Origin of the sequence: Lysinibacillus pakistanensis, from assembly GCF_030123245.1 — a bacterium.
In the GTDB taxonomy this organism is placed as follows: Bacteria; Bacillota; Bacilli; order Bacillales_A; family Planococcaceae; genus Lysinibacillus; species Lysinibacillus pakistanensis.
Genome location: NZ_CP126101.1, coordinates 2878479 through 2904850 on the forward strand (window position 1 = coordinate 2878479; position 26372 = coordinate 2904850).

The window sequence follows — 26372 nt, forward strand, 5'->3', positions numbered from 1 at the left end:
CCGGATATTGATTATTTCTACATAATTTTGCTTATCCTTATAATGATATGAATTCATTATTATGGTTTAAACTGGAGGTGCCTAACATAAAGTACTCACTATCCCTACTTCTATTCGTTTTTCTCATTCTTTTGTTAGGTGGTTGTTGGAGTAAACGAGAGTTAAATGAATTAGCCATTGTAGCTGCCGTAGGTGTTGATCGCGTGAATGAGCAATATGAAATCTCCGTACAGATTGTAAATCCTGGACAAGTAGCATCAAAAAAGGCTACAAGTCAGTCTCCCGTCATTACTTATCATGCTACTGGAAAATCTTTATTTGAGGCTATAAGAAAGCTGACCACTTTAACACCAAGAAAGCCCTACTATTCACATGCGCAAATTATCATTATTGGAGAAGAATTGGCTGAGGAGGGCATGAATAATATATTGGATTTATTTCAAAGAGATCCTGAGGGTAGAAGTGAGTTCAATATTTTAATTGCCCGCGATACAACGGCCAAAGAGGTACTAAGTATTTTAACGCCCTTAGAAGATATTCCTGCTAAGAATATACTAAATGCCCTGAAAAGTTCAGAAAAGGCAATAGGGGCAACAGACTCTGTTATTTTAGACGATTTAATCAATTCTTTAAGTGGTAAAGGAAACAGTGCCGTTTTATCCACGATTGAATTACATGGAGACAGCGCAATCGGAAATAATCAAACAAATGTTGAGCGCATACAAAATCCTGCAATCCTAAAATTTGGTGATTTTGCTTTATTTAAGGACTATAAACTAGTAGGCTTTTTAACAATGGCGGAAAGCAAAAGTTATAACTATATGAATAATCATATTAAGAGTACATTTGAAATTTTATCCTGCCCTGAAAAAGGTAAGCTCACTACTGAAGTAACAAATTCAGAAGCTAAAATAACAGGAAGAGTACAGCATGGTCATCCTAAAATTAATATAAAGCTTAAGGTAGAGCAAAATGTAGCAGATGTTAATTGTACGATTGATTTAACAAAACCACAAAACATTACTGCCTTAAATAAAGCAACAAGTGAGGCAATTAAGAAAGGATTAGAGCAAACACTCGACACGATGCAAAAAACGTACAAAGTAGATGCCCTGCAATTTGCTGAAATCCTCTACCGTCAGGACTATAAGGGATGGAATAAAATCAAAGATAATTGGGCAACGTTATTTCCTGAAATAGATGTCAAAGTACAGGTCACTGTAAATACACAAGGAATTGGCACTAGTTTAAATAAGGACTTACAAAAGTCTCGCTAAAGGCACTTTTAAATATTACTTCTGTAAAAAATCCGCTTCGCTATTGATAAAAATTGGCGAAGCGGAATCAGGAACGAAAGTGTAAAAGCACCCAAGATTGAAAATTATTGATCACTATATTTAAATGTTTTTATAGAAATTAATAATGAGAAAGCAAGACATAGTAATAAAAGCAAAATTGACTCTCCCCAAAGATGATAATTATGATAAAATGCACCTTGAATTCCTCTCAAAAACCATTCGAATGGATTTATTCTACTAATAAACTGGACAATATTTGGCGCCTTTTCCATTGTAAGAAACGCATTACTGCATAGTAACATTGGCAACATTATGATATTTGCTGTCATACTTAAATGTCCTTCATTTTTTACAAGACTAGATACAAAAAAGCTTAAAAACACAAAAGCTAATGAAGCAGTTAAAATAACGGGTATCAAATAAAAAAGTGAACTAAGGGTAATTGTAAGTTGATGAACCACTATAGAAAATAAAAGAATGATATAGGATAGGATAATGGCAATTAATGCCCATGAGCTTGAGACGCTGACAATATATTTCCATAGGGGAAGCGGTGTTGCATGCAATAAATGAAACACGCCTCTTCTTCTTTGTGATAAAGCGATAAATGAAGTCGTCATAAATGTGTAAAAAAACACACTTACTGCAATCATCCCCTGTGTATAATTGCCTGCTAGGTTGGGTAAAAAAATTTTTAAAGCAATGATAGCAGTACATGGCATAAATATAGACCAAAACAGTAAATACATATCTTTTAGGCTGGACTTTAGATTCAAAAAGAAAATTGTTTTCATATTCTCGCTCCTACTTCGTTAATTCAAAAAAAAGATCTTCTAAATGATGTGTTTGGTATTTTTCCATTAAATAACTAGGAGAACCATTTGCAATGATGTTCCCCTGATGCATCATTAAAATCCTGTCAGCTATATTCATGACCTCCAACATATCATGAGACGAAAATAACACTGTAACACCTTGTTTTTTTAGCCTCCTTATGATTTGTTGAATCTCCTTTTGCCCTCTTGGGTCTAAACCTGCAGAGGGTTCATCTAAAATGATTAGCTTTGGATTGTGCAGGGTTGACACGATTATTGCTAGCCTTTTCTGCTGCCCTAATGATAGTTTAATAGCCGACACTTTTTTTACTTGCAATAAATCAAAGGCGGCCAGTTTTTCATCCATCTCATTACTGGAAAGTGAAATTCCGTAGAATGCGGCAAATAGTTTGATATTATCCTCCACTGTGTAACCTTCAAAGAAAGGTGTTGATTGAAGCTGGGTCCCTATTTCCTTTTTAAAATCAGATTTCCAATATTCTATTGTCCCACTATCTTGCGGCACAATACCAAGAAGCATGCTAATTGTAGTTGTTTTTCCGGCACCATTTGAGCCTATGAGTGCAACTATTTCATCTTCTTCAATATCAAAATTTATATGATTGACAACACATCTTGCTTTATAGCATTTTGTTAAATGATTTGCAGAAATTAACTTTGTCATAAATTCTCTCCTAATTAACATTGTATATTCAACTTTGAATATATGTGTAATTTTTAACTCCCTCATGCGAGAGAGTTTTCTTTTTTCATAATATCAATAGCCTGTGTGACAAATTTTAATTGAACATTTACAACTTCTAACATATGATCAAACGCCAGTTGAGTTAAAGCTGGTAGATTCCCTTGCATTGCAAGCCGTTTTGCCTCATATCCAGCTTGAATTGCCATATCTTCCTTTTCCAAGATTTTTTTCTGCTTTTCTAATGCCTCTACCGCTCTTGTTTTAGGAAGCTTAAATGCGAATGATATACCTGAATATAAAGTTGTTGGATACACTACAGAAGAATTTTCAAGTGCCTCAATAATCAATTCTTGTTCATATTCTTTTCCCTTGTCAGTAATTTGGTAGATTGCCTTTTGCCTATGACCTGTAGATTCAATGCTAGCTACCTCTATATAACCATCTTTTTCAAGCTTTTTTAAAGCATTATAGATAGAGCCAATTAGCACTCCACCCCAACGCTCCGCATCATTCAATTCCAGCATTGTTTTAATATCATAACCAGTCATAGGTTTTAGCCCTAGCATTGCAAGTACTAATAATTTTGTCATAATAATCACCTTTTTATATTCAACGTTGAATAAATTGAATATAACGATTTTTTATTTTTATGTCAATAGGCTTTTATTAAAAGATGCTGCTGAAAAAGCAAGAGTAAAGACACCGCCCCCAATTTAGGACATATCCAATGAAGACTGTGGCAATAATTTTCTTGCTACAGTCTTTATTTCGTAAAGATCTAAACTACATCATTAATTTAGAAACCTGCTATGGTCTGGTAAAGCGATTTGTTCGAATTCGGTAGCCAGTCTATGCAAATTTTTTGTAAGCTCTTCGCCCTTCATGGGTAACCCATGTCCTGTCACTGCAACTGTTGGCTTTAATGCCTCTAATTTTTTGATGGATTCCCAAGCAGCTAGCCAATCCGTCGTAAAATAGCGTGGAGGACCACTTATTTCTTTTTTCTGTAATAAAACCTTATAGAGTGATTCCTGCTTTACAGTAACAAAGGCATCTCCAGCAATCAATGTTCGATCGTCCTCACGAAACAAGGAGATATGTCCTGGCGTATGTCCTGGCGTATGAATCCAGCGGAAACCATGCATAAATGGTACGCTGCCATCCAATGGAAGCTGCCCAACATGATCTCCTAAATTAATGGCTTCATTTGGAAAAATGGATGATATTTTCGCAATTAAGCCACCATTCACATTAGGATCTGGTTCAGGGTAATTTTCTTTCCCTGTTAGAAAAGGTAATTCTAAAGCATGCGCATAGACTGGCATACCCCAATGATCGATTAAATCAATGATTGCACCAACATGATCAAAGTGACCATGAGTTAAAATTAATGCCTTCGGTTGACAATTTGCACCGAATCTCTTTTCTGCAACAGAAATAATCTCTTGAGCACTTTTTGGCATACCCGCATCAATAAGAACAAATTCCTGCTTATAGGGATCTCCATAAAGTATAATATTGACAATTTGAATTGTTTGTTGATAAAGATCAGATAGAACTTCAATACCATCTCCACTCCAAATTGAAGTTGCTGGTATATATTTAAAATCCCCACCATAATTCATATCATTCTGCATATTAAACCTACTTTCTTCATAAATTGCATACCCTTATTTTCCCTTCAGACAACAAAAATATTGCAAGTAAAAATTGGATAAAATAAAAAATCTGCAAGACCTTAGCGGCTATTCCCACTAAAAATCGAGCAGATTTCTGAAAAGTTTTTAACTATTAATTATTTCTTACGAATAGCTTTAAAAGTAACCTATCCACTTTCGAATATAATGAGCTGAATAAGAGTTAAGAAAAAGAGTGGATTGCCAATTTAAAACTTAATAACTGAGTGTTACTCTAAAGGTCAAAATGAATATTTTCGCTATTGAAACTACTATCAAAAAACAACTATAGTTAGATTTCATTAATTCCCAAAAATGAATTCATGTAGATTATTTTCCTTTTACACTACCAACCAATTATCTAACAATGATTCAATTGATTAATTGGTTAACTATTAAGTTAACTACACTACCAAATATCATTAAAAAATCGTTATAGGTTGACATAAAAAAATTTGAAATATACAATCAAAATTATTAACCGGTTAACAATAATCAAATTACAATAAGGATAGGTGTAACAAATGGATAAAAAAATTGATGCTATTGAAGCTTTGCAACGATTAATTACAGAAAGAGAATCAGCTGACAGAAGAAGAAAACGAATGAATGTAAGTCAGGAAGAAGCAATTGTTTCCGATTGGACACTGACACAATTACACATCGTTGCAGTAATCAAAGAGAAAGGAAAGGCGAATAATATTATGCTCTCTGAAATTTTAAATGTATCTAAACCAGCGATTACAAAAGCAGTAAAGAAGTTATCGGAACATAATATTCTTGAAAAAACACAACAAGAAGATAATAAAAAAGAAGTATATTATTTACTAACAAAATCAGGAGAGATACTTGCACTTATCCACAATCGATTACATGAGCAGGCAAAAAATCGTTATTTAAGTATCTTTAACAATTTTAATACAACGGAGTTAGAGACAATTATTCGGTTTTTAAACGCTATTACTGAAAACATTAAGTCACATTAAAGCTGTAAAAGGAGAAAGTGTATGTCTCGACTAACTCAAGCGAAAATACTAGCATTGTATTTGTTAAGTATAAGCAGTTTCTTCGCTTCTTTAAATCAAAATATTTATACACCAGTCATTCCACTAATTCGAGATTCTTTTAGCGTATCTATTAATTTGGTGAATTTCACTGTGAGTAGCTTTATTTTTATCATTGCGGTGGTTCAAATCTTTTTAGGAACGGTGATAGATACTAAGAATCAAAAACAGTTGTTAATCTTTAGTTTCATTTTAATTAGTATCTCGACCATTGTTTGCGCATTTACAACCAACTTTTTGCTCTTTATGATTTTTAGGATTGTTCAAGCGATTGGTGCTGGTATTATTCCCTTAGTTACGATAAATATGATTTCACACTTATTTGAAGGGGAAGCAAGAGGGAGCGCAATCGGTACATATCAAATACTGCTTACCCTTGCACCAGCAGTTTCACCAATATTAGGAGGAATATTAGGCGAACATTATGGCTACCAAGGAATTTTTCTATTTCTTTTTCTTATTGCTACCGTATTACTTATGTTTATTATGTATGTTTTTCCTAACAACGAAAAAAATGATCTTCAAGAAAATTCCAGTAACTTTACCCAAACCTATCGAGCTATTTTTTTGAATCGTGTTGGTTCTATTACGATGATTGTAGGCTTTTTTGTCTTTTTTATACACTTTGCCATTCTGGTCTTTTTACCGATATTACTCAACGATCATTATCATATATCATTACAAAACATTGGATTATTATACTTACCTTTAACTGTTAGTATGATTTTTGGGAGTGTTATCTTTAAAAAAATACAGAAGAAAGTTGCATTGAAGAAGCTGTTTATCACTGTTTTATTTTTCATTCCCTTGTTAATTATTGCCTTTGGTTGTCTGCATACCAAATCAATTATTGGATTAAGTATCATATTGTTTATGTATGGCTTAACAATTGGGTTTGCACCTCCACTATTTTCAACTATTATAAGTAATGAATATAGCGAGCATAGGGGAGCTGCCTTAGGATTGTTTAATTTTATCCGTTATTCAGGTATGGCAATTGGCGGGATGTTTACTGGATTAAGTGTTGTTCTGCCAAGTACTCTCGTCTTTATTATTTTTGGAGTTTTGCTTTTTCTTATTTCTCTCTACCAGTATCCTAGTATAAAGAATAGATCTATGTAACAAAAAATTTATATCACTGTTAATAGTTAAAAATAATTAGTGGAACGTTTCAGACTTGCTCCATCTTTCCAAATGAGCTCGTACCTCGATCACATAACAAAAAAGCCAAGGATTAAGGTTAATTGAGTACCTTGTCTTAGGTGTGTTGTTGAGGAATGATACATCTCACCCCTTTTTGCAGAAGTACTGGGGGTACCGTCAGGAAAATGTGGATTTACAACGCTAAGCCCTTTTTCCTGACAGTACTCCTTTATGTTACGTTAGCCATCAATTTAGCACAAAACCAGCGCTACACCACAGTGAATGAAAGATATTTCGTTCATTCATTGGAGTAGAAGAAAGAAATATTCACACACATTTTTAGAAATTATTAGAATTAAAGTTTCTGTCGTTTTTTGTTTTTATATAAGAGTAGATTATTTATATTAGTACCCGTATGGACGGTTGTATGGTTGGCGATAGTATGGTGGATAGAACGGTGGGTAGAATGGGTAGAATGGGTAGAACGGGTAGAACGGGTATTGATAACGTGGACGTCTTCTTCTACGACGTCTTCCATAACTGTCATAGTCATAGTCATAGTCATCCTCATATCTGTCACCTCTATCATATTGTTCATAATAATCTCGCATTATTTTTTCTCCTTTCCATCTCGGTATAGGTTATGCAATGTAAGGATTGACAGTCTAGGCATTTACCTATATTAACATTCATTACCTTCGATCGATCAAATTAGGACCTCCTCAATTTTAAGGAAGTCTGCCGAAAGGATCCTATTTTGGATTCTCCACAGGTATTTACTAAGCACAAAAGACCACCCATAATGGAGTGATCTTTTGAATAGCACTTCTTTTTAATGATCCCCAATTTTACATCATATAGGGAATCTCTATACTTTTGAGATCTTTTGTAAGATTTATTCATTGTAACGAATTTATAACAGAATGTTTCTGGATAAACTCATCAATCTTTTCATTTAATTTAATGGCTGCTTTCGTAGGAATTTGATGTTTTTCTTTTAAAAATACTAATTCATTATGAGGAAGCTTTCCATGTAGAATATAGGCATATTGATGAAATACTTTGTCTTTTGTACCAAAAACAAGTAAAACAGGCGAATTAATATCTTGTAGTCGACTTGTACAATTATAGTGTAGGCTAAAACGATAATACTGCTGAATATTTCGTGCATCTCCAAATGATGCATCTTCATACAATTTCCTAAATACTTGTCGTGTCTTGGAATTACCCAACGAAATCGCAAGTGTAAGAACAGAAATGGTTTTTTTATTTGAAAGTTTAACTCCTAAAGAAATTCTCTGCTTCAAAAAAAGATCTTTCACTTCTGACATTCCGCTAATTACGATGCCTCCTAATGCTCTGTTGGGATACATCAATAAAAATTCTAATAAAATCGAGCCACCAGTTGAATAACCGCAAATAAATGCTTTCTCTACACCTAAATAATCCAGTAAATTAACAATATCATTAACAATGAGTGGGTAGGTAATTGCTTGTTTGGAATACACACTTCTTCCATGACCTCTAATATCAAAGGTGATCACTTTATATGTTTTAGATAAATGTTCTAATTGATAAAGAAAATTTGTGCTTGTCAGTAATGGAGGGTGAATGAAGATGATTGGCGTCCCCTCACCCTTTACTTGATAATATAAGCTACCACCTTCTACATCTAGCATCGGCACTTCTAATCACCTCGAATTTAACAAGAGACCAAGATATCTAATTCTATCTTGATTCATAAAATATCTATTCAAACATGATGAAACTACACTCTCTTGTACTACTCTAATAAAAAATACGAAATAAAACTAAAGGTTACTATCTTGATGATCATTTTGGCTATCATTTTGATTTTGATCTTTCTGCTGTTCAGAAGGTTCTTCAGTTGGATCGGGCTCCTGTTCATCGTTCGCTGTTCCACATCCAAATAATAATCCTGTAGAAAGTACTGCTGTAAAAGTACCTAAAATTATTTTTTTCATGTATTCACCTCATTTAAGAATTTTATTTTTTCCTTATTATTATCCAAATTATTTTTCGAATACGATTTTTTAATTGGCAAAGTAATTAGAACTATCAAAAGTTTGTTTGACTAAACAAGTATAAACGAAACTACCAGTGTAAATACTTTATTACGTATTACCAATCGCTATGAGGTCCGAACTTTCCAGACTCCCTCATAGTCATAGCGATTGGTTAATAACTTTTTTGACCAAAAATAGGTCTATCGAAGAAGATTGTACATATAGCATTACTATTTTGATGAATTACCAGTTAAATTATTAGTTACAGCTTGTAAAGGTTGCTTCATCTGTTGTGATGATTGATTTGTTTGCTGTTGAGAAGCTTGGTTCATCTGTTGTAAAGGCTGAGTCATTTGCTGCATTGGTTGTGCCATTTGTTGTAGTGGTTGCATCATTTGTTGTGCATTCTGTAAATTTAACTTGTTCGAAAAATTTTTTGTGAACTGTTGAAGAGTACCATTTTGCAATCCTCTAGCTACACCCAAAATAGCAGCGCCAATTACACCCCATGTAAGAAATCTCACTAATAAAAGCCTCCTTCCATAAATAAAGTATTTTTGAAACAGGTTTAGTATTGGAAATCAGGCTGTTACTATACTAAACATTTTTTGGTTATTATTTTTGTATCTCAAGTCATTTACATATCACCCTTTTTTAAATATTGAATTGTTTAGAATAAACTTTTGAAGTAAATACTAAAATTTAGGGGGAATCGCTATGAACACAAATGTGACTAAATCCGTTTTTTCACTCATCCCCTATTGTTCATAGCGATTTACCATTCAAGCCAGTTTTCTATGTTTGGTCTACTACATATTTCTGAATGACTATCCCTTTCCCCTATCCAGTTATAGAAAGGCACTGGACGCTCTTTATAAGGAGTTTCTTCTATATGTGATGAATTTTCAACTTTCTATTGGAACGCTTTACAGCCTTACTATATGCCCCTACAAATACGGCTCTTATTAATGTGGGAGATAGATAAAATATAAATGAGGATAACAAAATGAACAATTAGAACAAACAACTCAAGAATTACTGGAAGCTGGTTATACAATTGAGGAAATTAAAGCAGCCTTTGAGGAAGTAATTGAACAAGCTAAACAATCCAATACGGAGCATGAAACAGATAACTAACACAGTTATCTGTTTTTTAATTTACTGACACATATTAGGTAATTATTTGAATCTAAAAAGAACGCTTGTAATTACTATGATTACCGGGCGACTACTAACAACTTTTAGTTTTATTATTTTTCCTTTTATTCATAAATACTTTCCCATCGAGTATTATATTCCGTAGTCTAATTTTAAGGAGGACTATATTTTATGAATAAAGAGTTAAACGAAAAAGAAAAGCTCATTAAAGAAGAACAGTCAAACAATAAAAAAGCTTCAGTAGAGTCATAACAAACACATGTTCATGAATTCTTGGCAAGTACCTGAAGAAGGAGATGACTGACATAATCATCGTTTTGCAGGAGTTACAAGTGAAGTAATTCCTAAGGGAAATAGTCATATACATGTACTTATGACTAATACTGATTTTTTAGATCATCATCATGAGGTTGCAATAGAAACAGGCCCTGCTATCCGCGTTAGCGATGATAAACATGTACACTTTGTCAAAGGTACTACTACACTTGATGATGGGCATGTACATCAACTAGAATTTGCTACATTAATTCAAAAGCCTCTCGTATAAAAGGTATAAAAAAGCTGATTTTCTGTATGTTCAGAAACCGGCTTTTTAATTTCTCTTGTTCAATTACAATTTCCCTCCACCAGATGGAAACCTAATCGAAGTTTCCAACTACTATGTTCTAGTAATAAAAAAGCCCATGCTCAAATTAATTGAGTACTTGGGCATTTTTAGAGAATCAACCTATACAACTTCTTAACAAACGGTAAATTTATGATTGAATTCAACAGGTACCATACTTATTTTAATTACTTTTTATCATTTTTTCGCTGCTGAATCGTAATAAACAACCCAATTAAACGGTCAGTCGTCATTGGGGATGCACAATTTCCAAAAGGCTTTATCAAAAACAAATTTAAATACAACGTTGAGAGCTTATCGAAATTCAATCTATTATTAAAATTAGGCTGTAAAGATTGTTTCTATTAAAACAAAAAGGCAGTTGAAATTCAGATATCAACCAAACTTTCAACTGCCAAATTAAATATTAGATTTTTATCAGTACCCATTAAATATTCCAGTGTTGTTTTTTCCATCACATTTTTTAGTGAACTGCCTCTTTATTTGTTCTGTTCCTCAAAAAACTAAAGACTATTAAGGACTAGTAGGAGGAGTAAGTCCGAAAAGAACAGGCGTTATTACAGTACTACCAGCGCCAAGGCGGACTTGTTGAACTTGCAGTACTTTTACTGTAAGATCCAGAACAATTTTTTCACGCAATGTGCTGAATGTGCCTTCGGGTGCTGCCATAATTGGTGAAAAATCAAGTTCAAAGAAGTTTGCAGCGACTAACTCGCCAAATGGTTGTTCATTGTATTTAACGAGATTTTGGAAGAAAGCCTTATCCAATCGAGCATCCAATTGAGTTCTTTCATTCAGGAAGTTCGCTTCGGCAAACTCGGAAATTCCTAAGATTGGAGTAGTGCCTCCAGGTGTTTGTGGGAAAAAAAGTTCTGTAAAACCAGAAAACGGAACGTCTGCAATTCTATCTTGTAGTGCTCCATTACAAGCCGCTGAAGCATATTCTATATTTTTGCGAATATGCCCTGCTACAAACAATTTAGCTCTTGTTACCCTAAAAAAGTCTGTGTTAGCAATACGTGCAAATCTAACAGGTACTAATTTAACTTGATTTAGGAAAACATTTTTTTTCACTCTTTTGATTTCAGTTGCAGCAGGATTCAGCGTAATATCTGATTCTACAACTATTTGAAGTGTAGGTTCTGCAAGTACAACTGGAATTTTAATAGTTGGAGCTGTAACTGGTGTAGCGACTAGTGGAGTAACCTCATTAGCTAATGGTACTAGTTCAGTTGATTCTACTGGACAAGGTAATATTTGATTTAGATTTTCTGATTGTTCACTCAAAAAAATTCCTCTTTTCATTTTTTAGTATTAGAGAGCGCTCTCTATATTGCTAGAATATGTAGCGAATAAATCTATGTATGGACGTGTATACTAGTTTTTTCTGATTTTAAAAATGAGATTTTTGAGTTAAGAGATAAGAATGAGCACAAAATGCTAGGTATTCACCATTTTTAGCCCATTATTTTTAACTTATTTCCAATTCTGACTCACTAAACAAAAAGAGTATCCCAATTTTACTCCTGATATTTTTTATTAGGATGAATATCTCCTTAAATTTCTACAACTATACATATTATAGAATATAGAAAGGAGGGAAAATATTATGTCTCAAGATTATGGTAGTAATTATGGCGGCTCTCGTTCAAACTTTGCGCTAATTGTTGTTCTATTCATTCTTCTAATTATTGTCGGCGTTAGTTTCATCAAATATTAATACCCAATACCGCCTCTAATGCTCATAACAAATAAAATAATACAAACTTACCCTTTCTTTCTAAATCTTATTTAGGGGTCACTATCCTCCGTGTGACCCTTTTAAATTTTTTCTTGCGTAATTTAATATAGTATTAGATTAAACATTTTTATTTTAATAAATGTAATTTCTTGAAATAAAAAGCCCAGGTACTCTCCATTTATTGAGTACCTGGGCTTCGTATTATTTACAACGTCTTTGCTGAATAGTGATATACAACCCAATTAAACGATCAGTCGTCATGGCACCATTCTGTAAATCCTTCAAGTGCGATTCCTGAATAACACCATCTTTAACCGCCTGTGCAATAAAATTCTCCGTTTCAGTTTTCATAGCTGGTGATTATAGTTTGGTCGCTTTTTGGTCGCTTCGTATTTTCAGGGTCCTCAATCTCAATTGTAACTAAACGTTTTGGGGACTTAAAAACAAAACTTTATTCACTCTTTCAAAAACCAAAATATGGCAAGAACGAAATCAACTAAAATAAAGAAAACTGCAGTAATTTAGCGATTTTATCACTAAATCAAGCAGATTTCTTAATTTTCATTACTTACGAATCGCTTCAAAAGTAACCAATCCACTTTCTATAGAAGGCTTCTTATTATAGATATACTCAGCTGAACAAGTTATATCAGAAAAACCTATATTTTTTAATATTTGCTGAAATTCTTCAATTCCATACCATCGCAATGGGAATCTCTGCAGTTCTGTATCCACTAATTTCCCACTTTTCCATTTTTCATATTTTAAAACGGTAAGAGTGGTTTGATTGATCCAATCCATCTCTACGGATTTACTTTCTAACGCTATTCCCTCAGTGTCTGATAGCTGATAATAGGAGGTAGAAATTTCTCCTGTACGCCAATGTAATGGCAGTAGCAAGTCCACTATTAGACGACCACCTGGAACCAAATGATGATATATACATGTTAATGCATCAATTGCTTCCTTCGATTGCTCAATTAAACAAAATGACCCAGTTGGCATGACCACAGCTTCATATTTGGAATGCAATGAAAAATTGCTTAGATTACCTTCATAAAGCCTTGCAGGTAATCCTCTTTCTGCACATCGTTTTCGACAAGAGGCTAGCATCTCTGGTGAGTAATCAATACCCTCCGCATCAAAACCCTTCTCTAATAAAGGAATAAGAAAACGACCGGAACCTACCCCTGCTTCTAAAATCTTACCATTCGTTCCTGTTAAACGATGAAGATAATACTCGATATCCCCACTTATGGAATGGCCTACTGGTTTCGTAAAATCATAAAGCTCTGTACTTATTGGACCATAATAACTATACATGTTAATTCCTCCGATTTTATGCGGAAGAATCTAATAAATTTTAGTTCTTCCACACCTCAAATTTGTTTGATAGAAAAATAGAGCTGACTGTCATCATAAATCCCTCGCTTTCAGTAAAATATAACAAAATTATACATTTAAATTCGACTGTAATCAACATTAGATTTTAAAGAGCTGCATTGTCTTGATTTTACTTCCCTTATATTTCTATCAACCATTCGCTCCCATTTTCATTTACAATATTAGCACAAATTATCAAAAGGTAATGTTCGATTGCCGTTATCATTATTGACAGGAAGGGGCTGTGATATGGATTATTTTGAAAGAATACAAAACGCTATTGAATATATTGAGGAGCATCTACAAGATGAATTAGTCATTACTGATATATCAGCAAAGGCTTATTTCTCTGCATTCCATTTTCAAAGACTTTTTCAAGCCATTACTGGTTTTTCAGTACAGCAATATAGTAGAAATAGGAGGTTATCTGAGGCAGCCATACTATTAGAAACTACCTCCAACAACATTTTAGACATTGCAATTGCCTTTCAATATAGCTCACAGGAGGCTTTTACACGTGCTTTTGTCAATTACATTGGAATGACACCTGCAAAATATCGAAAAGAAAAAAATGTCGTTCCCCTTCAAAGTAAACTGAACTTTTTGGATTATAAAATGAAGGGAGATTTCATCATGAATAAACCAGAAATGATTTATTTACAGAAAAAGTTTATTATTGGATATGAATACCAAACAACCTTACTAGATGAAAAATATTTTATAGATATTCCTAAATTTTACACTGATTTTGGAAAAAATCATTATTATGAGCGAATTCCTCATAAGCTTACTCCCAATTTCGCATATGGTATATCTACTAACTTTCATGACGATGGACAATTTTCGTTTATTATTGGTGAAGAAGTAACGGGCAATACGGAATCAGTGGACAATGGCCTTGTCAAATTTGAAATCCCTGAGGGCAAATATGCGGTGTTTTCCATGAAAGGAACTTCAGAGGCAATTCAAAATATACGACGCTATATTTATGGTGTTTGGCTACCAAATTCTAATTATGAAAGAAATGAAGGCCCTGATTTTGAAATAACAGATGTAGTCAATTCAGCTTATCCAAACGATATGAAAATGGAAATTTACATTCCAATTAAAGAGTAACAAAGGAGAGAACATTATGAATTTAACAAAGGTGTTTGAGGAATTTCCAATATTAAGCTCAACAAAGCTAGAGCTTAAAAAAATTGAGGATCGCCATTTACAGGAGCTATTTGATATTTATGATAATGAAAAAGTATTTGAGTTTTGCGGGATTATTCCAAAGCACAATCTTCAAACTGTTAGTAAAATGATTGGCCATTTTGATAGAGACTATCAGAAGAAAAGCAGAGTAAAATGGGGTATTTTCCAAAAATCTCAGAATGATACATTGGTTGGCATTATTGAAGCAATGGATTTTAATCAGAAAGTGGATATGGTAACAATCGGCTACTATTTAGCTGAGGCGTATTGGGGTAAAGGCATTGCCACTGAAGCTGTACATATGATTGTAAAATATTTATTTGAGGAGGTTGCCATTAATCGGATACAGGCTGAAGTGATGCCATTGAATGAACCGTCGAAAAAGGTACTCCTAAAAAATGGCTTCCTCAAAGATGGACTTTTAAGACAGGCTTCACTTTGGTCTGGTAAAGGTATAGTAGATTTAGAAATATATAGTTATCTTAAAGAGGACTATGGTGCCAGCAAATAAATTTCTTACAGCTAGAGTTCTAGTCATTTTTATTAAATACCTATTTCTAGTTCTTCCCCCAATTTTCAAATCCCAAATGGACATTGTACCAGTTCCACTGTGCCTTCATATCATAGACTAATTATAGAACTGGTAACAGCAAATATTCCAACAATAAGGGAGAACATAAGGTATGGAAGATAAACGTTATCTTGAGCGTATCAATTGGAATTTTGACAACTATCATAAATTTGATAAATGTTACTGTCAATCCAAAACATATTATTGTAATTATGACAAAGGCTCTACTGAAGATAATGAGTTTGATGAAGCTGATACTAATAAAATAAAATATTATAATTCTAAGGATGTTAAGCAAAAACAGAAAAATGACAACCGGAATAAACATCATGGTCAAGAAATAAATACCCACAATTGCAAGGACTGTGCTTGTCATCTTTTACAATGTCTTGACCCTGGAACATTAGTAGATGTGTTTCTTGCAAAAGGTGGTAATTTTTTAAATGTTTACTTCTTGTATTTTGATAAACCAACTAGCTGTGCGTACTTCATTCAAATAGGATCAGCAACTATGCCTATTATTATAGATTGTGAAAGAATTGAGGCTATTCGTAAAATTTAAGGTGGACTAAGTAGTAAAAATAGAGAAATTAATAGGGCTCTTCCAAATGAGCTTTATGCCAAAGTGATGTTGGTCTTGGTCTCCCAGGTGTTTTCATGGAGGAAAAAATCGATTTAATCTGATGAAAATATTCTATAAAAAATGAACCAGTTATTCTCATTCTTTAGAAAATAACTGGTCTTTAGTAATCAATTATTTATTATTAATCCAGCTGATTAACTCTCTATCAAAAGTTTCAGGTTCTTCATACATTGGATTATGACCACTCTTTTCAAAAATAACCTTTTTGACATTTTTGTCTAGTCCATCTAATGAATCCCAAAGCGAAACAGGTGCAACTAAGTAATCATATCTACCTAATCCTACAAGAACAGGTTTTTCAACATCTGCCAATAAGTGAATCAAATCGCGTTCAGCAAATGCTACTCCCCAAAGATAATCAATGATTTGCATATTCGTATAGACGCCTTCCCACATATCAGCAGCATCAAATGTATAATCATAGAAACTATGTGCTCCCATTCGAAGACACATATGGACAAAGCGTCTTTCAGGGTCATTCCGAATATCATTTTCTAAAAAAGCAATATCATGCTCAAATTGTCTTTTTCGCTCAGTATCTGCTGTTTCGTTAAAATAAGAAAAGCTTTGCTGTTGTCTTTCTTGACTATTTGTCGGTGCAGAATTCAAGAGTATAACCTTGTCTATATATTGAGGATATTTTTTAGCATAGGCTAAGGCCATAAATGCATGTCCAGAATGTCCTAATATAATAAAATTTTCTAGCTTGAGAAATTGTCTGGCAGCCTCAATATCTTCTACAATTTTATCTAATGTATAATCCTCTTGTTTTAGTTCTCGAGGTGATTTCACAAATCCTCGGTGATCTAAAAAATAAAATTGAAAATGTTTATAGAGATTTTCAGAAAATAAGCGAGGGTAATAAACACTACTGCCAATTACCACTATTTTCTTCTCCCCTTGTCCCTTTACACAATATGCTAAATCGAAGCCTTCACGATTGATGTTATTCATACTAATAGTCCTCTTTTCTAATTGTTTTAGAAGAGCTATTATAAAACTCTTCCTTCTATCACTCCCTTTCCATTTTACATTCCCGTGTCTTTTCCATTGAACGTTCAAGCATTCATGCTCACCTCAAGCATTTTTATATCTATTATACACATTTAATTTTGACAAGCTATAATAGAAATTAAGATTTTTACAAAAAATGAAGAGGATAGAAAATGGATAAACAATTAAAACACATAATATCTCTGAGAGAAAATGGGCATTTAGAAGAAGCTAATCGACTCATGATAGCTCTCCTTAAAGAAAAACCTGAAAATGGGTTGTATCATTATCATTGTGCATGGACTTATGATTTATTGGGAAAGGAAAAAGAAGCTGTGCCTCATTATGAAAAAGCCATACAATTAGGGATGGGCCATGAAGATTTAGAGGGTACTTATTTAGGACTAGGAAGTACTTATCGCACATTAGGTCAATATGAACAATCAAGGAAAATTTTAGAACAAGCTATAAATGATTTTCCAGATGCCGAGCATTTAAAGATTTTCTATGCTATGACGCTCTATAACTTAAAGGATCATTCAAAATCAATGGAAATATTATTAAATACTCTCTTAACCACTTCGAATCATGAAGGTGTAAATGCATACAGCAAAGCCATTAAGTTTTATAGTGATAAACTTGATCAAATTTGGGAGTGATCAATAATGCATAGAAGATCAGGTCCCAATATGTAAACCTGATCTTCTTCTAATTAGTTCGCAATATTTGTCTTTCTTGATAAAATAGCTACAAATAAAAATGAAATTATACCACTCAGGAAAAACAAATAACTTAATGGTATTAAAAAGAAATTTCTTTCCACAATTGTTCCATCTGCTATTAATTCATCTCCAATCAATCCCTTTGTAACTAAACATAAAATCCCTAAACAAATTGGCAAAGTAGCAAATATATATTTTTTCATCCTTTATCCTCCGTTGAGCTTTTGCTCCTCTATCAAATAGTAAACCAAAATTGAAATCAGTTTTTAACACTTGCTATTGATATAGTAGCTATATTTACATTCTAAGTCAATATTTTTTTATCGAAAAACAATAAATAAATATTGTATTCACCCTTTCGTTAAATCCATAAATTCGTATGAAAATAAGAACATGCATTCCCCCTTTTTTAAGTATTTTTACGTGAATTTATTTTTTGTATTTAATTTGTATGGTGCGAGTGTAAACGTAGAAATTAATAACTATAGTGTCGGATAATCTGTAATATTAATAAAAAATACGGCTACTAATTAAAGCAACCGTCGGTGTAATAAAATTAACTTTTTTCTCATTAAAGTTACAATTCATTCTATATTGCCTTAGAAGCTTGTTGAATTAGTGCGGCTACCATTTTATCCATCTGTGCAAATCGGTCATCCTTTGTTTGACCTTTTACATAGCGGTAGTAAATTTGCTGACAAATCACAGCTAATTTAAAGTAAGCAAATGTAATGTAATAATCTATAGCAGAGACATCACGTCCACTTTTCTCTGCATAACGCTGTATAAATTCCTGACGTGAATAAAAACCTGGCAAAATCGTTACTGGTGGCTCTCCTAATGCGTATAATAGCATTTTAGGATCATCTGCATGCATCCAGTAGCTCATTGCCACGCCTAAATCAGCTAATGGGTCCCCTACTGTCGTCATTTCCCAATCAAAAAGTCCAATCATTTCAGAAAAGTCACTGGAAAACATAGCATTATTTAGCTTGTAATCATAATGAATAATCGTTGCCTCACTGTTAGTAGGAATATGCTTCTTTAACCATGTTGTCAACGCTTCAACCTCAGCATACTGTGCTGTTTTTGCTTTGTCATAGCGTTCGATCCAGCCCTGTACCTGCCGCTCCATAAATCCATCTGGCTTGACCATTTCCTTAAGTTTTGTCTCTTGATATGGGATTGCATGCAGTGCTACAAGTGAATCAACCATCTTTTCAGATATCTGGCGTGCTAGTTGCTTGCTATGCTCAATGCCTTTAGGAAAATGTGTATCTAGCACGATGCCCTTCTTCCGTTCCATTAAGAAGAAATCACTGCCGATAATTTCTCGGTCTTCAACGTAAACAAACGGCTCCGGAACAGCAGCTAAAAATGGATGCAAGGCAGATAAAATCGTAAATTCACGTTTCATGTCATGTGCTTTTTTGGCGACTGGTCCATGAGGAGGTCGACGAAGAACGACTTCAAAATCACCTACTTTTAGGCAATAGGTCAAATTTGAATGGCCTGCACTAAATTGTGAAATTTCGATAATACCTTCTGGTAAATCTGGAAATTGCCTTTTTAAAAATGACTGTAATTTCACTTCATCAAGACGTTCACTTGCCCTTACTTGTATCGTATCCATCCAAACCCTCCTTTAAATAATTGAGCTCATGCCACCATCTACAACAATAACATCTCCTGTTACATAATCTGAGGCAGCTGCCGCTAAAAATAACGCAACACCTTTTAAATCATTCTCAGAGCCTAAACGCTTTAATGGTGTGGCACTCATTAAATACTCTTGTCCACGTTCAATTAAAACATTTGACATTTTTGTTGGGAAGAATCCTGGTGCAATCGCATTCACATTGACGCCATATGGCCCCCATTTTACGGCTAAATCCTTTGTTAAGGTAATAACCGCTCCCTTACTCGCGTTATAGCCAATAGTATCCATAAAATCTGGTAATGTACCGCCTAGCCCTGCAATTGAGGCGATATTAATAATTTTGCCACTTTTTTGCGCCAGCATTTTTTTGCCAACTGCTTGACTCATTAAAAATGTACCGTTTACGTTAACATCAAATACTTTTTGCCAAGCCTCATATGGCATTTCAACAGCAGGAGTTCCCCAAGAAGCTCCACTATTATTTACTAAAATATCAATATTGCCGAATGTATCGATAGTTTTTGATACCACGTTTGCTACATCGTCTGATTTTGTTACGTCGCAGGCAAGAGCCAAGGTTTGTACACCTAATTTCGCTAGCTCTGCTGCTACCTCTTCACATGCCTCTACCTTTCGTGAGCACAGCACTACATTGGCACCAGCCTCTGCAAAGCCTTGTGCAATTTGAGCACCCAATCCACGTCCTCCGCCTGTTACGATGGCTGTCTTTCCTTTCAGACTGAATAAGTCCAGTACCGTCATTTCACCAGCTCCTCTAATTTTTTACCATGTTTTTTCAGCTCCAACTTAGCAATGGTATTGCGATGCACCTCATCTGGTCCATCTGCTAAACGCAATGTACGAGAATTGGCCCACTGTGCAGCAAGCGTTGTATCAGGTCCAACTCCAGCAGCACCAAATGCCTGAATTGCTCGATCAATAACTCTTAAAGCCATATTAGGTGCAACCACCTTAATCATGGCAATTTCTGCTTTTGCTTCTTTATTACCCACTGTGTCCATCATATATGCTGCCTTTAGTGTTAACAATCTCGCCTGCTCGATATCAATACGAGACTCGGCAATTCGCTCACGCATCACACCTTGATCTGCGAGTGGTCGATGAAAGGCCCGTCGCTCTTGCACACGTATACACATTTCCTCTAATGCTCGTTCAGCAGCTCCAATAAGACGCATACAATGATGGATTCGACCAGGACCTAATCTTCCTTGTGCAATGGCAAACCCCTTACCTTCCCCCCATAATATATTGTCCACAGGGACGCGAACATTCGTGAACGTTACCTCCCCATGTCCTTCTGGTGCATGGTCATAGCCAAAAGCCGTTAGCATGCGCTCTATTTTTACTCCAGGTGTGTCCATAGGAACGAGAATCATTGATTGTTGCTCATGGATAGGTGCTTCAGTGTCTTTATGTTTTCCCATAAAGATCGCGACTTTACAACGCGGATCTCCAGCACCTGTTGTCCACCACTTATGCCCATTTAAGATATAAAAATCCCCATCACGTTCAATGCTTGCCTCAATATTAGTCGCATCGCTTGACGCAACTGCTGGTTCTGTCATGGCAAAGCAGGAACGTATTTCTCCACGTAATAACGGTTCTAGCCACTGTTTTTTCTGCTGTTCTGAGCCATAGCGCACAAGCACCTCCATATTGCCTGTATCAGGTGCATTACAGTTAAAAACCTCTGGTGCAAGTAAAGAGCGTCCCATAATTTCACATAAAGGCGCATACTCTAAATTTGTTAAGCCTGCCCCATATTCACTATCTGGCAAAAATAAATTCCATAATCCTGCATCCTTTGCTTTTTGCTTTAGCTCTTCCATTATTGGTGGAATTGCGCCCCAACGATCCTCCATTGCATCAACCTGTGCTGCATACACTGCCTCATTTGGATAAATGTACTGCTCCATAAAATTAGTCAGCTGTGCCTGTAAATCTACTACCTTTTCACTATAAGAAAAAATCATAGAAAAGCCCCCTTTGTTTGAACATCACAATCAATTTCGCCTTAGCGTAATTGCGTCCGGATTTTAAATTGTTCTGACACGATGTCGGTATTTCGGTAATGCCACAGAACGTGGTGTTTTTACCGATGCAGGTCAGTTTGCCGTTTTCGTAGGATGCGAAGATTTTAGGCAAACATCCTTTTATTCATTCCTTTGAAAATCCGTGACAACCTGAAGATAAAAATGAATGAATGTTCATTTTATTTCTTACATTAAATGTTACCGCTATATTTCTTGTAAATCAATCATCTATTTCAGAAAAATTTGAATGATAGAGAAAATTTGGTCATTAATCAGCATTTTAGATAGGTAGGGAAATTTTCAAAACAAAAGCATTACTTTTAGTGATTAGGGCTCAAAAAATTCCACTATATTTGCTAATAAGTGACGAATGGCAAGGGGTAAATGACGATTTTTTAGAGAAATTAAGTACACATTGCGCCGTAAATTTGGACCATCTATTTCTTTTTGTACAATAGTTTTTGCGGTAGGACCTTGTAAGTAATTTTCCGGTAGGATTGTAATCCCTAAATTTTCTCGAACAAGCGATACAGCCGTTTCAAAACGTTCAATTTCATATTGGATATTCATCTTTACGTTAGCCTGCTCAAACGCACTTAAAATATCAAGCCTAGTTTGAAATCCTTCTGTGCTAATGATAAATGGATCATTGCATAAATCAGCAAACGTCAGTCGATCCTTTTCTGCTAATGGATGATTTAATGGCAAAACAGCAACAAGACGCTCTTCATATAAGCTCTGAACTTCTAGCTCGTCATCATCCATCCGCTGATTAGTAATAATTACATGTGTTTTATAGCTTTTTAGTGATTTTTTAACCCGCTTACTGCCTAAAATATCTACTAAGTGAATCTTCATTTGTGGATAGTCTCTTTTATAGTTTGCAATAACTTTTGGTAGCCAATGCTTGATGGATTCCATTACACCTATCGTCACTTCACTTGTACCATGCACAATCACTTCATCCATTTCTATTTTTAAAACTTCCATATTTTTTAAGATAACTTTTGCTCGTTCATATAAAAGCTCACCTGCTTCTGTTAGTTGGAGATTTCTTGTATTTCTTTTCAATAAGGGTGAGCCAATCTCTTGCTCTAATTTCTTGATGGCATTGCTTAGGGAAGGCTGCGAAATATGCAATTTCTCTGCTGCCTTTGAAAAATTCATTTGCTCTGTAACAGCAATAAAATATTGTAACTGTTTTAAATCCAACATAAAATCACTCCTATTTATAGTTAAAAGCTATAGATTAATAATAATTATATATTAGTAATTATAATTATGTGAATATATAATAAATTTACAACATTATTTACACTACAATAATATTGGAAATGGGGTTAAAAGGGTTATGTATGCAATGACAGATCAAAAACAATGGGAAGGCCGTATAGATTCCACTACTAATACGAGTAGTTTTCGTTTACATCAAAAGGTAAAAAGAATTCCTATTAATGATGTAAGCGCTTCAGATAATCAGCGTGCTGCTATTGTTGGCTTTATTTGTGATGAGGGTGTACGCCGCAACCAAGGTCGAATAGGGGCGGCAAGTGGACCAAACGCTTTACGCGCCTCATTATCTAGCCTTCCTTGGACTTTCACTGAGGAACAGCAAGTAATTGATGTAGGCAATATTCTGTGCCTAAATCATGCATTAGAGGATGCACAAAGTGAGCTAGGCGGAATTGTTCAAACACTACTCACTAAAAAATGTCAATGTGTTGTGCTTGGTGGTGGGCATGAAACATTATATGGTCACTATTTAGGAGTTCGTGCAGCACTGCCAAAGGATGCCAAAATCGGCATCGTCAATATCGACGCACATTTTGACTTACGACCTTATGATGAACAGCCATCTTCTGGTACCATGTTCCGTCAAATTTTAGAGCAGGATCCATATACTGATTATTTTGTCCTTGGAATTCAGCGCTATGGCAATACTAATGAGCTATTTGAAAAAGCAGATGAATTGCATGTGAAGTATATATTAGAAGAAAATATGACAGCTGAAAATAAAGTGCAAATTCTCAATGATCTTCAGCACTACATGGATAATCATGATTATGTGCTGTTAACGCTATGTATGGATGTGCTAAATGCTGCCTTTGCACCAGGTGTTAGTGCGCCCTCTCCGTTTGGGCTTGACACAACGACTGTACGCACAATACTGCAAAAGGTAACATCACATCCAAAGACACATTCTTTTGATATTTGTGAGGTAAATCCTTCTCTTGATGAGAACGGACGCACTGTTAAATTAGGTGCTTATTTTGTCTATGAAGCACTAAATAACTTACTGAAGGGGCAAGGTTCATGATCGAATTTAATCAAATTACAACTATCTTTTTAGCAGCTGCCCTATTAGGTTTAGGTAGCTGGCTAATAAGCAGAATCAGCTTTTTAGAACGTTTTTGCATTCCAGCACCAGTTGTTGGGGGCTTATTATTTGCCGCATTAGCAACTATTTTAAAGACAACGGGTACCTTAGAAATTTCTCTTGATACATCTTTGCAAAGTCTATTTATGATTACCTTCTTCACAACAATCGGCTTAGGCGCAAGCTTTAAACTAGTGAAGCTAGGTGGTAAGTTACTGATTATCTACTGGTTAGCGTGTGGCTTCCTTGCACTGATGCAAAATGTGATTGGTGTATCTCTTGCATCGCTAATGGGCATCCATCCATTAATCGGTATGATGGCGGGTGCTGTCTCCATGGAAGGTGGGCATGGAGCAGCGGCAGCGTTTGGACAAACATTAGAAGACTTAGGTATTTCTTCTGCCATGACAATTGGTGCAGCAGCAGCTACATGTGGATTAGTTGCTGGCGGCTTAATTGGTGGCCCTATTGTGAAGTACTTAGTTGGTAAATATAATTTAACACCTGATGAACAAGAAACGGAAGATATAGATTATGAAAATAAACATGAGCAAATTACATCTAATTCATTCTTTTCACAGGTAATAATCATTACATTTTGTATGGCTGTAGGTACGTATGTTGGAACATTGTTCTCAGAGGCGACAGGCTTTGTATTACCGGGCTATGTAGGTGCCATGTTTGTTGCGGTAATCGTACGTAATATTATGGATAAAGTAAAGCCAGCAGCGATTAATATGAAAAGCATTTCTTTAATCGGTGATGTGACATTAGGTATTTTCCTTTCAATGGCACTTATGAGCATTAAATTATGGGAAATTGCTGATTTAGCACTTCCACTATTTATTATTGTGTTCGCACAAGTCTTCTTTATCGTTGTATTCAGTACTTTTGTATTATTTAAATTACTTGGGAAAAATTACGATGCGGCGGTTATGGTTGCAGGCTTTGCAGGCCATGGTTTAGGGGCAACACCAAATGCAATGGCTAATATGTCAGCTGTTGTCCAACGCTTCGGTCCATCGAAAAAAGCATTTCTTGTTGTACCAATCGTTGGGGCATTTTTAATCGATGTCTTTGGTATACCAATAATTATCACAACGATTAATTTATTTAAATAATGAAAGAGCCGTGCAATCGTCTATATTGACAGATTGCACGGCTCTTTTATTGGGCTTTCATTATTGTAATATTTCACTAACAGTAACAAATTCGTAGCCTTGCTTTTGCAAGTAAAGAATAACGTTTTCAAGACCGTTTGCTGTTGACTGATGAATATCATGCATTAAAATAATGCTTCCATCTTTCACTGATGCTTTAACATACGCTAAAATCTTATCAGCGTTGCGATGCTTCCAATCAAGTGTATCGATTGACCATAGAATGGAGGGCATTGTTATTACAGAACGAACTTGCTCATTCGTGGCACCATAGGGTGGACGGAAAACCGTTGGGTACTGACCAATTGCTGCATAAATAGCATTACTTGTTCGATCCACCTCTTGCTTGACACTTCCTGCTGATAAGTTTGTCAATTTTGAATGATTCCATGTATGATTCCCTACTTCATGTCCTGCATCATAAATTTTTTCCACTAATGCAGCATTTTTAGTGACATTTTTACCAACCATAAAAAAGGTTGCATGAGCATCGTATTTTTTTAGTATTGCTAAAATTTGTGGCGTAACCTTTGCATCTGGACCATCATCAAATGTTAATGCTACTCGTTTCTTTTCCCCTTTTGCTACTTGAACACCTTTATTATAGACTTTATTATCTAGCTTTTTAATGTCCACTAGCTCTGAAGCCTTGACATAACCTTTTAGTGTATCTGTTTCTACATAGGCCCAGCCAGCAAGTATTGTATATTGCTTGACTTCTGTTTTATTTGCAATTGTACCAAGCACTTCACCACTGGGGCTAGCTGTTAAACGAAGAGTAGCTCCATTTTTAGTATTTACTTGCTTTTTTATTACAGCTGGCTTCTTTAAAGAATTCGTTGCTACATAGCCCATTTCCTGACCATATTGGACAAAGGACCAACCTCCGGGTGCTGATCCGTATACATAAATTAGGCTATTTTCATAAAGCTGTCCTGTTTTTTGTGAACTAGGACTAGGATATGTAAATAAAGATGTTCCACCCTTATTAGCTACTATATACTTTTCAGATGTCAGGCTTGCTAATACTGTCTTTTCTACGTAGCCCTCCAGCTGTTGCCCTTTAATGGATGCCCATTCCCCACTTACAGATACAACTTTTACATAGCTCCCCTTTGCTATATGACCGATTACGGCACTATCTACAGAAGGTTCAACGTTTACTGCTGAGTCTTTGGTTATTTGCTGGATTGGTAATGTACCCTCCGCATTTGCATCTGCTACAAATAGAAAGCTAATTAAAAATGTCAAAAAAATAGCATAGGGTAAAAGCTTTTTCATTGTTCTCCACCGTCCTTTATTATCATAGATGTCATTTCACATGCGTGTTTGTTCTGAAAAATAGAGATTTCTACTTAC

29 protein-coding genes are annotated in these 26372 nt (G+C 34.9%); 11 read left to right on the forward strand and 18 right to left on the reverse strand.

The features are described from left to right. Positions 1 to 77: 77 nt before the first annotated feature. Positions 78 to 1277, forward strand: a complete 1200-nt coding sequence (locus QNH24_RS14185) for a Ger(x)C family spore germination protein (RefSeq protein WP_283868227.1) — start codon at positions 78 to 80, stop codon at positions 1275 to 1277. A 104-nt stretch (positions 1278 to 1381) separates the two neighbouring features. Here the strand turns inward: QNH24_RS14185 and QNH24_RS14190 are convergent, their stop codons facing one another. The 4 genes from QNH24_RS14190 to QNH24_RS14205 form a co-directional block, all read right to left on the reverse strand. Beyond that, positions 1382 to 2092, reverse strand: coding sequence for an ABC transporter permease (locus QNH24_RS14190; RefSeq protein WP_283868228.1), 711 nt, complete (start codon positions 2090 to 2092; stop codon positions 1382 to 1384). 10 nt (positions 2093 to 2102) lie between these two features. After that, a complete protein-coding gene (locus QNH24_RS14195) occupies positions 2103 to 2798 on the reverse strand; it encodes an ABC transporter ATP-binding protein (RefSeq protein ID WP_283868229.1) in 696 nt (231 codons plus the stop codon). A 62-nt stretch (positions 2799 to 2860) separates the two neighbouring features. Further along, complete coding sequence (locus QNH24_RS14200; RefSeq protein ID WP_283868230.1) at positions 2861 to 3409, reverse strand: PadR family transcriptional regulator; 549 nt, start codon at positions 3407 to 3409, stop codon at positions 2861 to 2863. A 201-nt stretch (positions 3410 to 3610) separates the two neighbouring features. Then, complete coding sequence (locus tag QNH24_RS14205) at positions 3611 to 4456, reverse strand: MBL fold metallo-hydrolase (RefSeq protein ID WP_283868231.1); 846 nt, start codon at positions 4454 to 4456, stop codon at positions 3611 to 3613. A gap of 563 nt (positions 4457 to 5019) precedes the next feature. Between QNH24_RS14205 and QNH24_RS14210 the strand changes: the two genes are divergently transcribed. After that, positions 5020 to 5481 carry a MarR family transcriptional regulator gene (locus tag QNH24_RS14210; protein ID WP_283868232.1) on the forward strand — a complete coding sequence of 154 codons (462 nt, stop codon included), beginning with the start codon at positions 5020 to 5022 and terminating at the stop codon, positions 5479 to 5481. A 21-nt stretch (positions 5482 to 5502) separates the two neighbouring features. Further along, positions 5503 to 6681: an MFS transporter gene (locus QNH24_RS14215; RefSeq protein ID WP_283868233.1), complete on the forward strand. Its 1179-nt coding sequence runs from the start codon at positions 5503 to 5505 to the stop codon at positions 6679 to 6681. A 425-nt stretch (positions 6682 to 7106) separates the two neighbouring features. Here QNH24_RS14215 and QNH24_RS14220 read toward each other — a convergent pair whose 3' ends face one another. From QNH24_RS14220 to QNH24_RS14235, 4 genes are all read right to left on the reverse strand, one after another. Next, positions 7107 to 7313 (reverse strand): hypothetical protein, encoded by a 207-nt coding sequence (locus tag QNH24_RS14220; RefSeq protein ID WP_283868234.1) that lies wholly within the window; start codon positions 7311 to 7313, stop codon positions 7107 to 7109. Between the two features lie 288 nt (positions 7314 to 7601). Continuing rightward, positions 7602 to 8387 carry an alpha/beta fold hydrolase gene (locus tag QNH24_RS14225; RefSeq protein ID WP_283868235.1) on the reverse strand — a complete coding sequence of 262 codons (786 nt, stop codon included), beginning with the start codon at positions 8385 to 8387 and terminating at the stop codon, positions 7602 to 7604. Between the two features lie 126 nt (positions 8388 to 8513). Continuing rightward, positions 8514 to 8687, reverse strand: coding sequence for a hypothetical protein (locus tag QNH24_RS14230; protein WP_283868236.1), 174 nt, complete (start codon positions 8685 to 8687; stop codon positions 8514 to 8516). 272 nt (positions 8688 to 8959) lie between these two features. Then, the gene (locus QNH24_RS14235) at positions 8960 to 9253 is read right to left on the reverse strand and encodes a hypothetical protein (protein WP_283868237.1); all 294 of its coding nucleotides are present in this window, start codon (positions 9251 to 9253) and stop codon (positions 8960 to 8962) included. Positions 9254 to 10248: 995 nt separating this feature from the next. Between QNH24_RS14235 and QNH24_RS14240 the strand changes: the two genes are divergently transcribed. Further along, complete coding sequence (locus QNH24_RS14240) at positions 10249 to 10434, forward strand: YmaF family protein (RefSeq protein ID WP_283872847.1); 186 nt, start codon at positions 10249 to 10251, stop codon at positions 10432 to 10434. A gap of 591 nt (positions 10435 to 11025) precedes the next feature. On the opposite strand, the gene QNH24_RS14245 is transcribed toward QNH24_RS14240, so the two are convergent. Next, positions 11026 to 11817, reverse strand: a complete 792-nt coding sequence (locus QNH24_RS14245; protein WP_430673827.1) for a CsxC family protein — start codon at positions 11815 to 11817, stop codon at positions 11026 to 11028. Positions 11818 to 12121: 304 nt separating this feature from the next. Between QNH24_RS14245 and QNH24_RS14250 the strand changes: the two genes are divergently transcribed. Next, a complete protein-coding gene (locus tag QNH24_RS14250) occupies positions 12122 to 12232 on the forward strand; it encodes a YjcZ family sporulation protein (protein WP_283868239.1) in 111 nt (36 codons plus the stop codon). A 222-nt stretch (positions 12233 to 12454) separates the two neighbouring features. Here QNH24_RS14250 and QNH24_RS14255 read toward each other — a convergent pair whose 3' ends face one another. Beyond that, positions 12455 to 12604, reverse strand: coding sequence for a hypothetical protein (locus tag QNH24_RS14255; protein WP_283868240.1), 150 nt, complete (start codon positions 12602 to 12604; stop codon positions 12455 to 12457). 213 nt (positions 12605 to 12817) lie between these two features. Beyond that, the gene (locus QNH24_RS14260) at positions 12818 to 13576 is read right to left on the reverse strand and encodes a class I SAM-dependent methyltransferase (protein WP_283868241.1); all 759 of its coding nucleotides are present in this window, start codon (positions 13574 to 13576) and stop codon (positions 12818 to 12820) included. A gap of 309 nt (positions 13577 to 13885) precedes the next feature. Here QNH24_RS14260 and QNH24_RS14265 point away from each other — a divergent pair, with 309 nt between their 5' ends. The 3 genes from QNH24_RS14265 to QNH24_RS14275 all read left to right on the forward strand — a co-directional run bounded on the left by QNH24_RS14265 (position 13886) and on the right by QNH24_RS14275 (position 15966). Beyond that, positions 13886 to 14752 carry an AraC family transcriptional regulator gene (locus tag QNH24_RS14265; RefSeq protein WP_283868242.1) on the forward strand — a complete coding sequence of 289 codons (867 nt, stop codon included), beginning with the start codon at positions 13886 to 13888 and terminating at the stop codon, positions 14750 to 14752. A 16-nt stretch (positions 14753 to 14768) separates the two neighbouring features. Beyond that, the gene (locus tag QNH24_RS14270; RefSeq protein ID WP_283868243.1) at positions 14769 to 15344 is read left to right on the forward strand and encodes a GNAT family N-acetyltransferase; all 576 of its coding nucleotides are present in this window, start codon (positions 14769 to 14771) and stop codon (positions 15342 to 15344) included. Positions 15345 to 15516: 172 nt separating this feature from the next. Further along, entirely contained in the window at positions 15517 to 15966 is a 450-nt protein-coding gene (locus tag QNH24_RS14275) for a hypothetical protein (RefSeq protein ID WP_283868244.1), read from the forward strand. A 192-nt stretch (positions 15967 to 16158) separates the two neighbouring features. Here QNH24_RS14275 and QNH24_RS14280 read toward each other — a convergent pair whose 3' ends face one another. Continuing rightward, entirely contained in the window at positions 16159 to 17001 is an 843-nt protein-coding gene (locus QNH24_RS14280) for an alpha/beta hydrolase (protein ID WP_283868245.1), read from the reverse strand. Positions 17002 to 17213: 212 nt separating this feature from the next. Here QNH24_RS14280 and QNH24_RS14285 point away from each other — a divergent pair, with 212 nt between their 5' ends. Beyond that, on the forward strand, positions 17214 to 17699 hold the full coding sequence (locus tag QNH24_RS14285) for a tetratricopeptide repeat protein (RefSeq protein ID WP_283868246.1): 486 nt from the start codon (positions 17214 to 17216) through the stop codon (positions 17697 to 17699). Between the two features lie 53 nt (positions 17700 to 17752). Here the strand turns inward: QNH24_RS14285 and QNH24_RS14290 are convergent, their stop codons facing one another. The 5 genes from QNH24_RS14290 to QNH24_RS14310 form a co-directional block, all read right to left on the reverse strand. Continuing rightward, positions 17753 to 17965: a DUF3955 domain-containing protein gene (locus QNH24_RS14290; RefSeq protein WP_283868247.1), complete on the reverse strand. Its 213-nt coding sequence runs from the start codon at positions 17963 to 17965 to the stop codon at positions 17753 to 17755. A gap of 386 nt (positions 17966 to 18351) precedes the next feature. Further along, positions 18352 to 19395: a phosphotransferase family protein gene (locus tag QNH24_RS14295; RefSeq protein WP_283868248.1), complete on the reverse strand. Its 1044-nt coding sequence runs from the start codon at positions 19393 to 19395 to the stop codon at positions 18352 to 18354. Positions 19396 to 19407: 12 nt separating this feature from the next. Further along, a complete protein-coding gene (locus tag QNH24_RS14300) occupies positions 19408 to 20184 on the reverse strand; it encodes an SDR family oxidoreductase (protein WP_283868249.1) in 777 nt (258 codons plus the stop codon). Beyond that, entirely contained in the window at positions 20181 to 21416 is a 1236-nt protein-coding gene (locus QNH24_RS14305) for an acyl-CoA dehydrogenase family protein (protein WP_283868250.1), read from the reverse strand. Before QNH24_RS14305 ends, QNH24_RS14300 begins: the two co-directional genes overlap by 4 nt. Positions 21417 to 21803: 387 nt before the next feature. After that, positions 21804 to 22688 carry a LysR family transcriptional regulator gene (locus QNH24_RS14310; RefSeq protein ID WP_283872848.1) on the reverse strand — a complete coding sequence of 295 codons (885 nt, stop codon included), beginning with the start codon at positions 22686 to 22688 and terminating at the stop codon, positions 21804 to 21806. A 139-nt stretch (positions 22689 to 22827) separates the two neighbouring features. Here QNH24_RS14310 and hutG point away from each other — a divergent pair, with 139 nt between their 5' ends. Further along, positions 22828 to 23793 carry a formimidoylglutamase gene (hutG, locus tag QNH24_RS14315; RefSeq protein ID WP_283868251.1) on the forward strand — a complete coding sequence of 322 codons (966 nt, stop codon included), beginning with the start codon at positions 22828 to 22830 and terminating at the stop codon, positions 23791 to 23793. Continuing rightward, entirely contained in the window at positions 23790 to 24974 is a 1185-nt protein-coding gene (gene gltS, locus QNH24_RS14320) for a sodium/glutamate symporter (RefSeq protein ID WP_283868252.1), read from the forward strand. Before hutG ends, gltS begins: the two co-directional genes overlap by 4 nt. 60 nt (positions 24975 to 25034) lie before the next feature. On the opposite strand, the gene QNH24_RS14325 is transcribed toward gltS, so the two are convergent. Beyond that, positions 25035 to 26294, reverse strand: a complete 1260-nt coding sequence (locus QNH24_RS14325) for a polysaccharide deacetylase family protein (RefSeq protein ID WP_283868253.1) — start codon at positions 26292 to 26294, stop codon at positions 25035 to 25037. Positions 26295 to 26372: the final 78 nt, after the last annotated feature.

Coding starts and splice junctions, on each gene's coding strand:
- QNH24_RS14275 (WP_283868244.1), top strand. CDS start 15,517: ATGGAAGATAAACGTTATCTTGAGCGTATCAATTGGAATTTTGACAAC.
- gltS (WP_283868252.1), top strand. CDS start 23,790: ATGATCGAATTTAATCAAATTACAACTATCTTTTTAGCAGCTGCCCTA.
- QNH24_RS14195 (WP_283868229.1), bottom strand. CDS start 2,798: ATGACAAAGTTAATTTCTGCAAATCATTTAACAAAATGCTATAAAGCA.
- QNH24_RS14205 (WP_283868231.1), bottom strand. CDS start 4,456: ATGCAGAATGATATGAATTATGGTGGGGATTTTAAATATATACCAGCA.
- QNH24_RS14190 (WP_283868228.1), bottom strand. CDS start 2,092: ATGAAAACAATTTTCTTTTTGAATCTAAAGTCCAGCCTAAAAGATATG.
- QNH24_RS14250 (WP_283868239.1), top strand. CDS start 12,122: ATGTCTCAAGATTATGGTAGTAATTATGGCGGCTCTCGTTCAAACTTT.
- QNH24_RS14295 (WP_283868248.1), bottom strand. CDS start 19,395: ATGGATACGATACAAGTAAGGGCAAGTGAACGTCTTGATGAAGTGAAA.
- QNH24_RS14215 (WP_283868233.1), top strand. CDS start 5,503: ATGTCTCGACTAACTCAAGCGAAAATACTAGCATTGTATTTGTTAAGT.
- QNH24_RS14210 (WP_283868232.1), top strand. CDS start 5,020: ATGGATAAAAAAATTGATGCTATTGAAGCTTTGCAACGATTAATTACA.
- QNH24_RS14290 (WP_283868247.1), bottom strand. CDS start 17,965: ATGAAAAAATATATATTTGCTACTTTGCCAATTTGTTTAGGGATTTTA.
- hutG (WP_283868251.1), top strand. CDS start 22,828: ATGTATGCAATGACAGATCAAAAACAATGGGAAGGCCGTATAGATTCC.
- QNH24_RS14220 (WP_283868234.1), bottom strand. CDS start 7,313: ATGCGAGATTATTATGAACAATATGATAGAGGTGACAGATATGAGGAT.
- QNH24_RS14285 (WP_283868246.1), top strand. CDS start 17,214: ATGGATAAACAATTAAAACACATAATATCTCTGAGAGAAAATGGGCAT.
- QNH24_RS14305 (WP_283868250.1), bottom strand. CDS start 21,416: ATGATTTTTTCTTATAGTGAAAAGGTAGTAGATTTACAGGCACAGCTG.
- QNH24_RS14270 (WP_283868243.1), top strand. CDS start 14,769: ATGAATTTAACAAAGGTGTTTGAGGAATTTCCAATATTAAGCTCAACA.
- QNH24_RS14265 (WP_283868242.1), top strand. CDS start 13,886: ATGGATTATTTTGAAAGAATACAAAACGCTATTGAATATATTGAGGAG.
- QNH24_RS14245 (WP_430673827.1), bottom strand. CDS start 11,817: ATGAAAAGAGGAATTTTTTTGAGTGAACAATCAGAAAATCTAAATCAA.
- QNH24_RS14230 (WP_283868236.1), bottom strand. CDS start 8,687: ATGAAAAAAATAATTTTAGGTACTTTTACAGCAGTACTTTCTACAGGA.
- QNH24_RS14325 (WP_283868253.1), bottom strand. CDS start 26,294: ATGAAAAAGCTTTTACCCTATGCTATTTTTTTGACATTTTTAATTAGC.
- QNH24_RS14200 (WP_283868230.1), bottom strand. CDS start 3,409: ATGACAAAATTATTAGTACTTGCAATGCTAGGGCTAAAACCTATGACT.
- QNH24_RS14280 (WP_283868245.1), bottom strand. CDS start 17,001: ATGAATAACATCAATCGTGAAGGCTTCGATTTAGCATATTGTGTAAAG.
- QNH24_RS14300 (WP_283868249.1), bottom strand. CDS start 20,184: ATGACGGTACTGGACTTATTCAGTCTGAAAGGAAAGACAGCCATCGTA.
- QNH24_RS14255 (WP_283868240.1), bottom strand. CDS start 12,604: ATGAAAACTGAAACGGAGAATTTTATTGCACAGGCGGTTAAAGATGGT.
- QNH24_RS14260 (WP_283868241.1), bottom strand. CDS start 13,576: ATGTATAGTTATTATGGTCCAATAAGTACAGAGCTTTATGATTTTACG.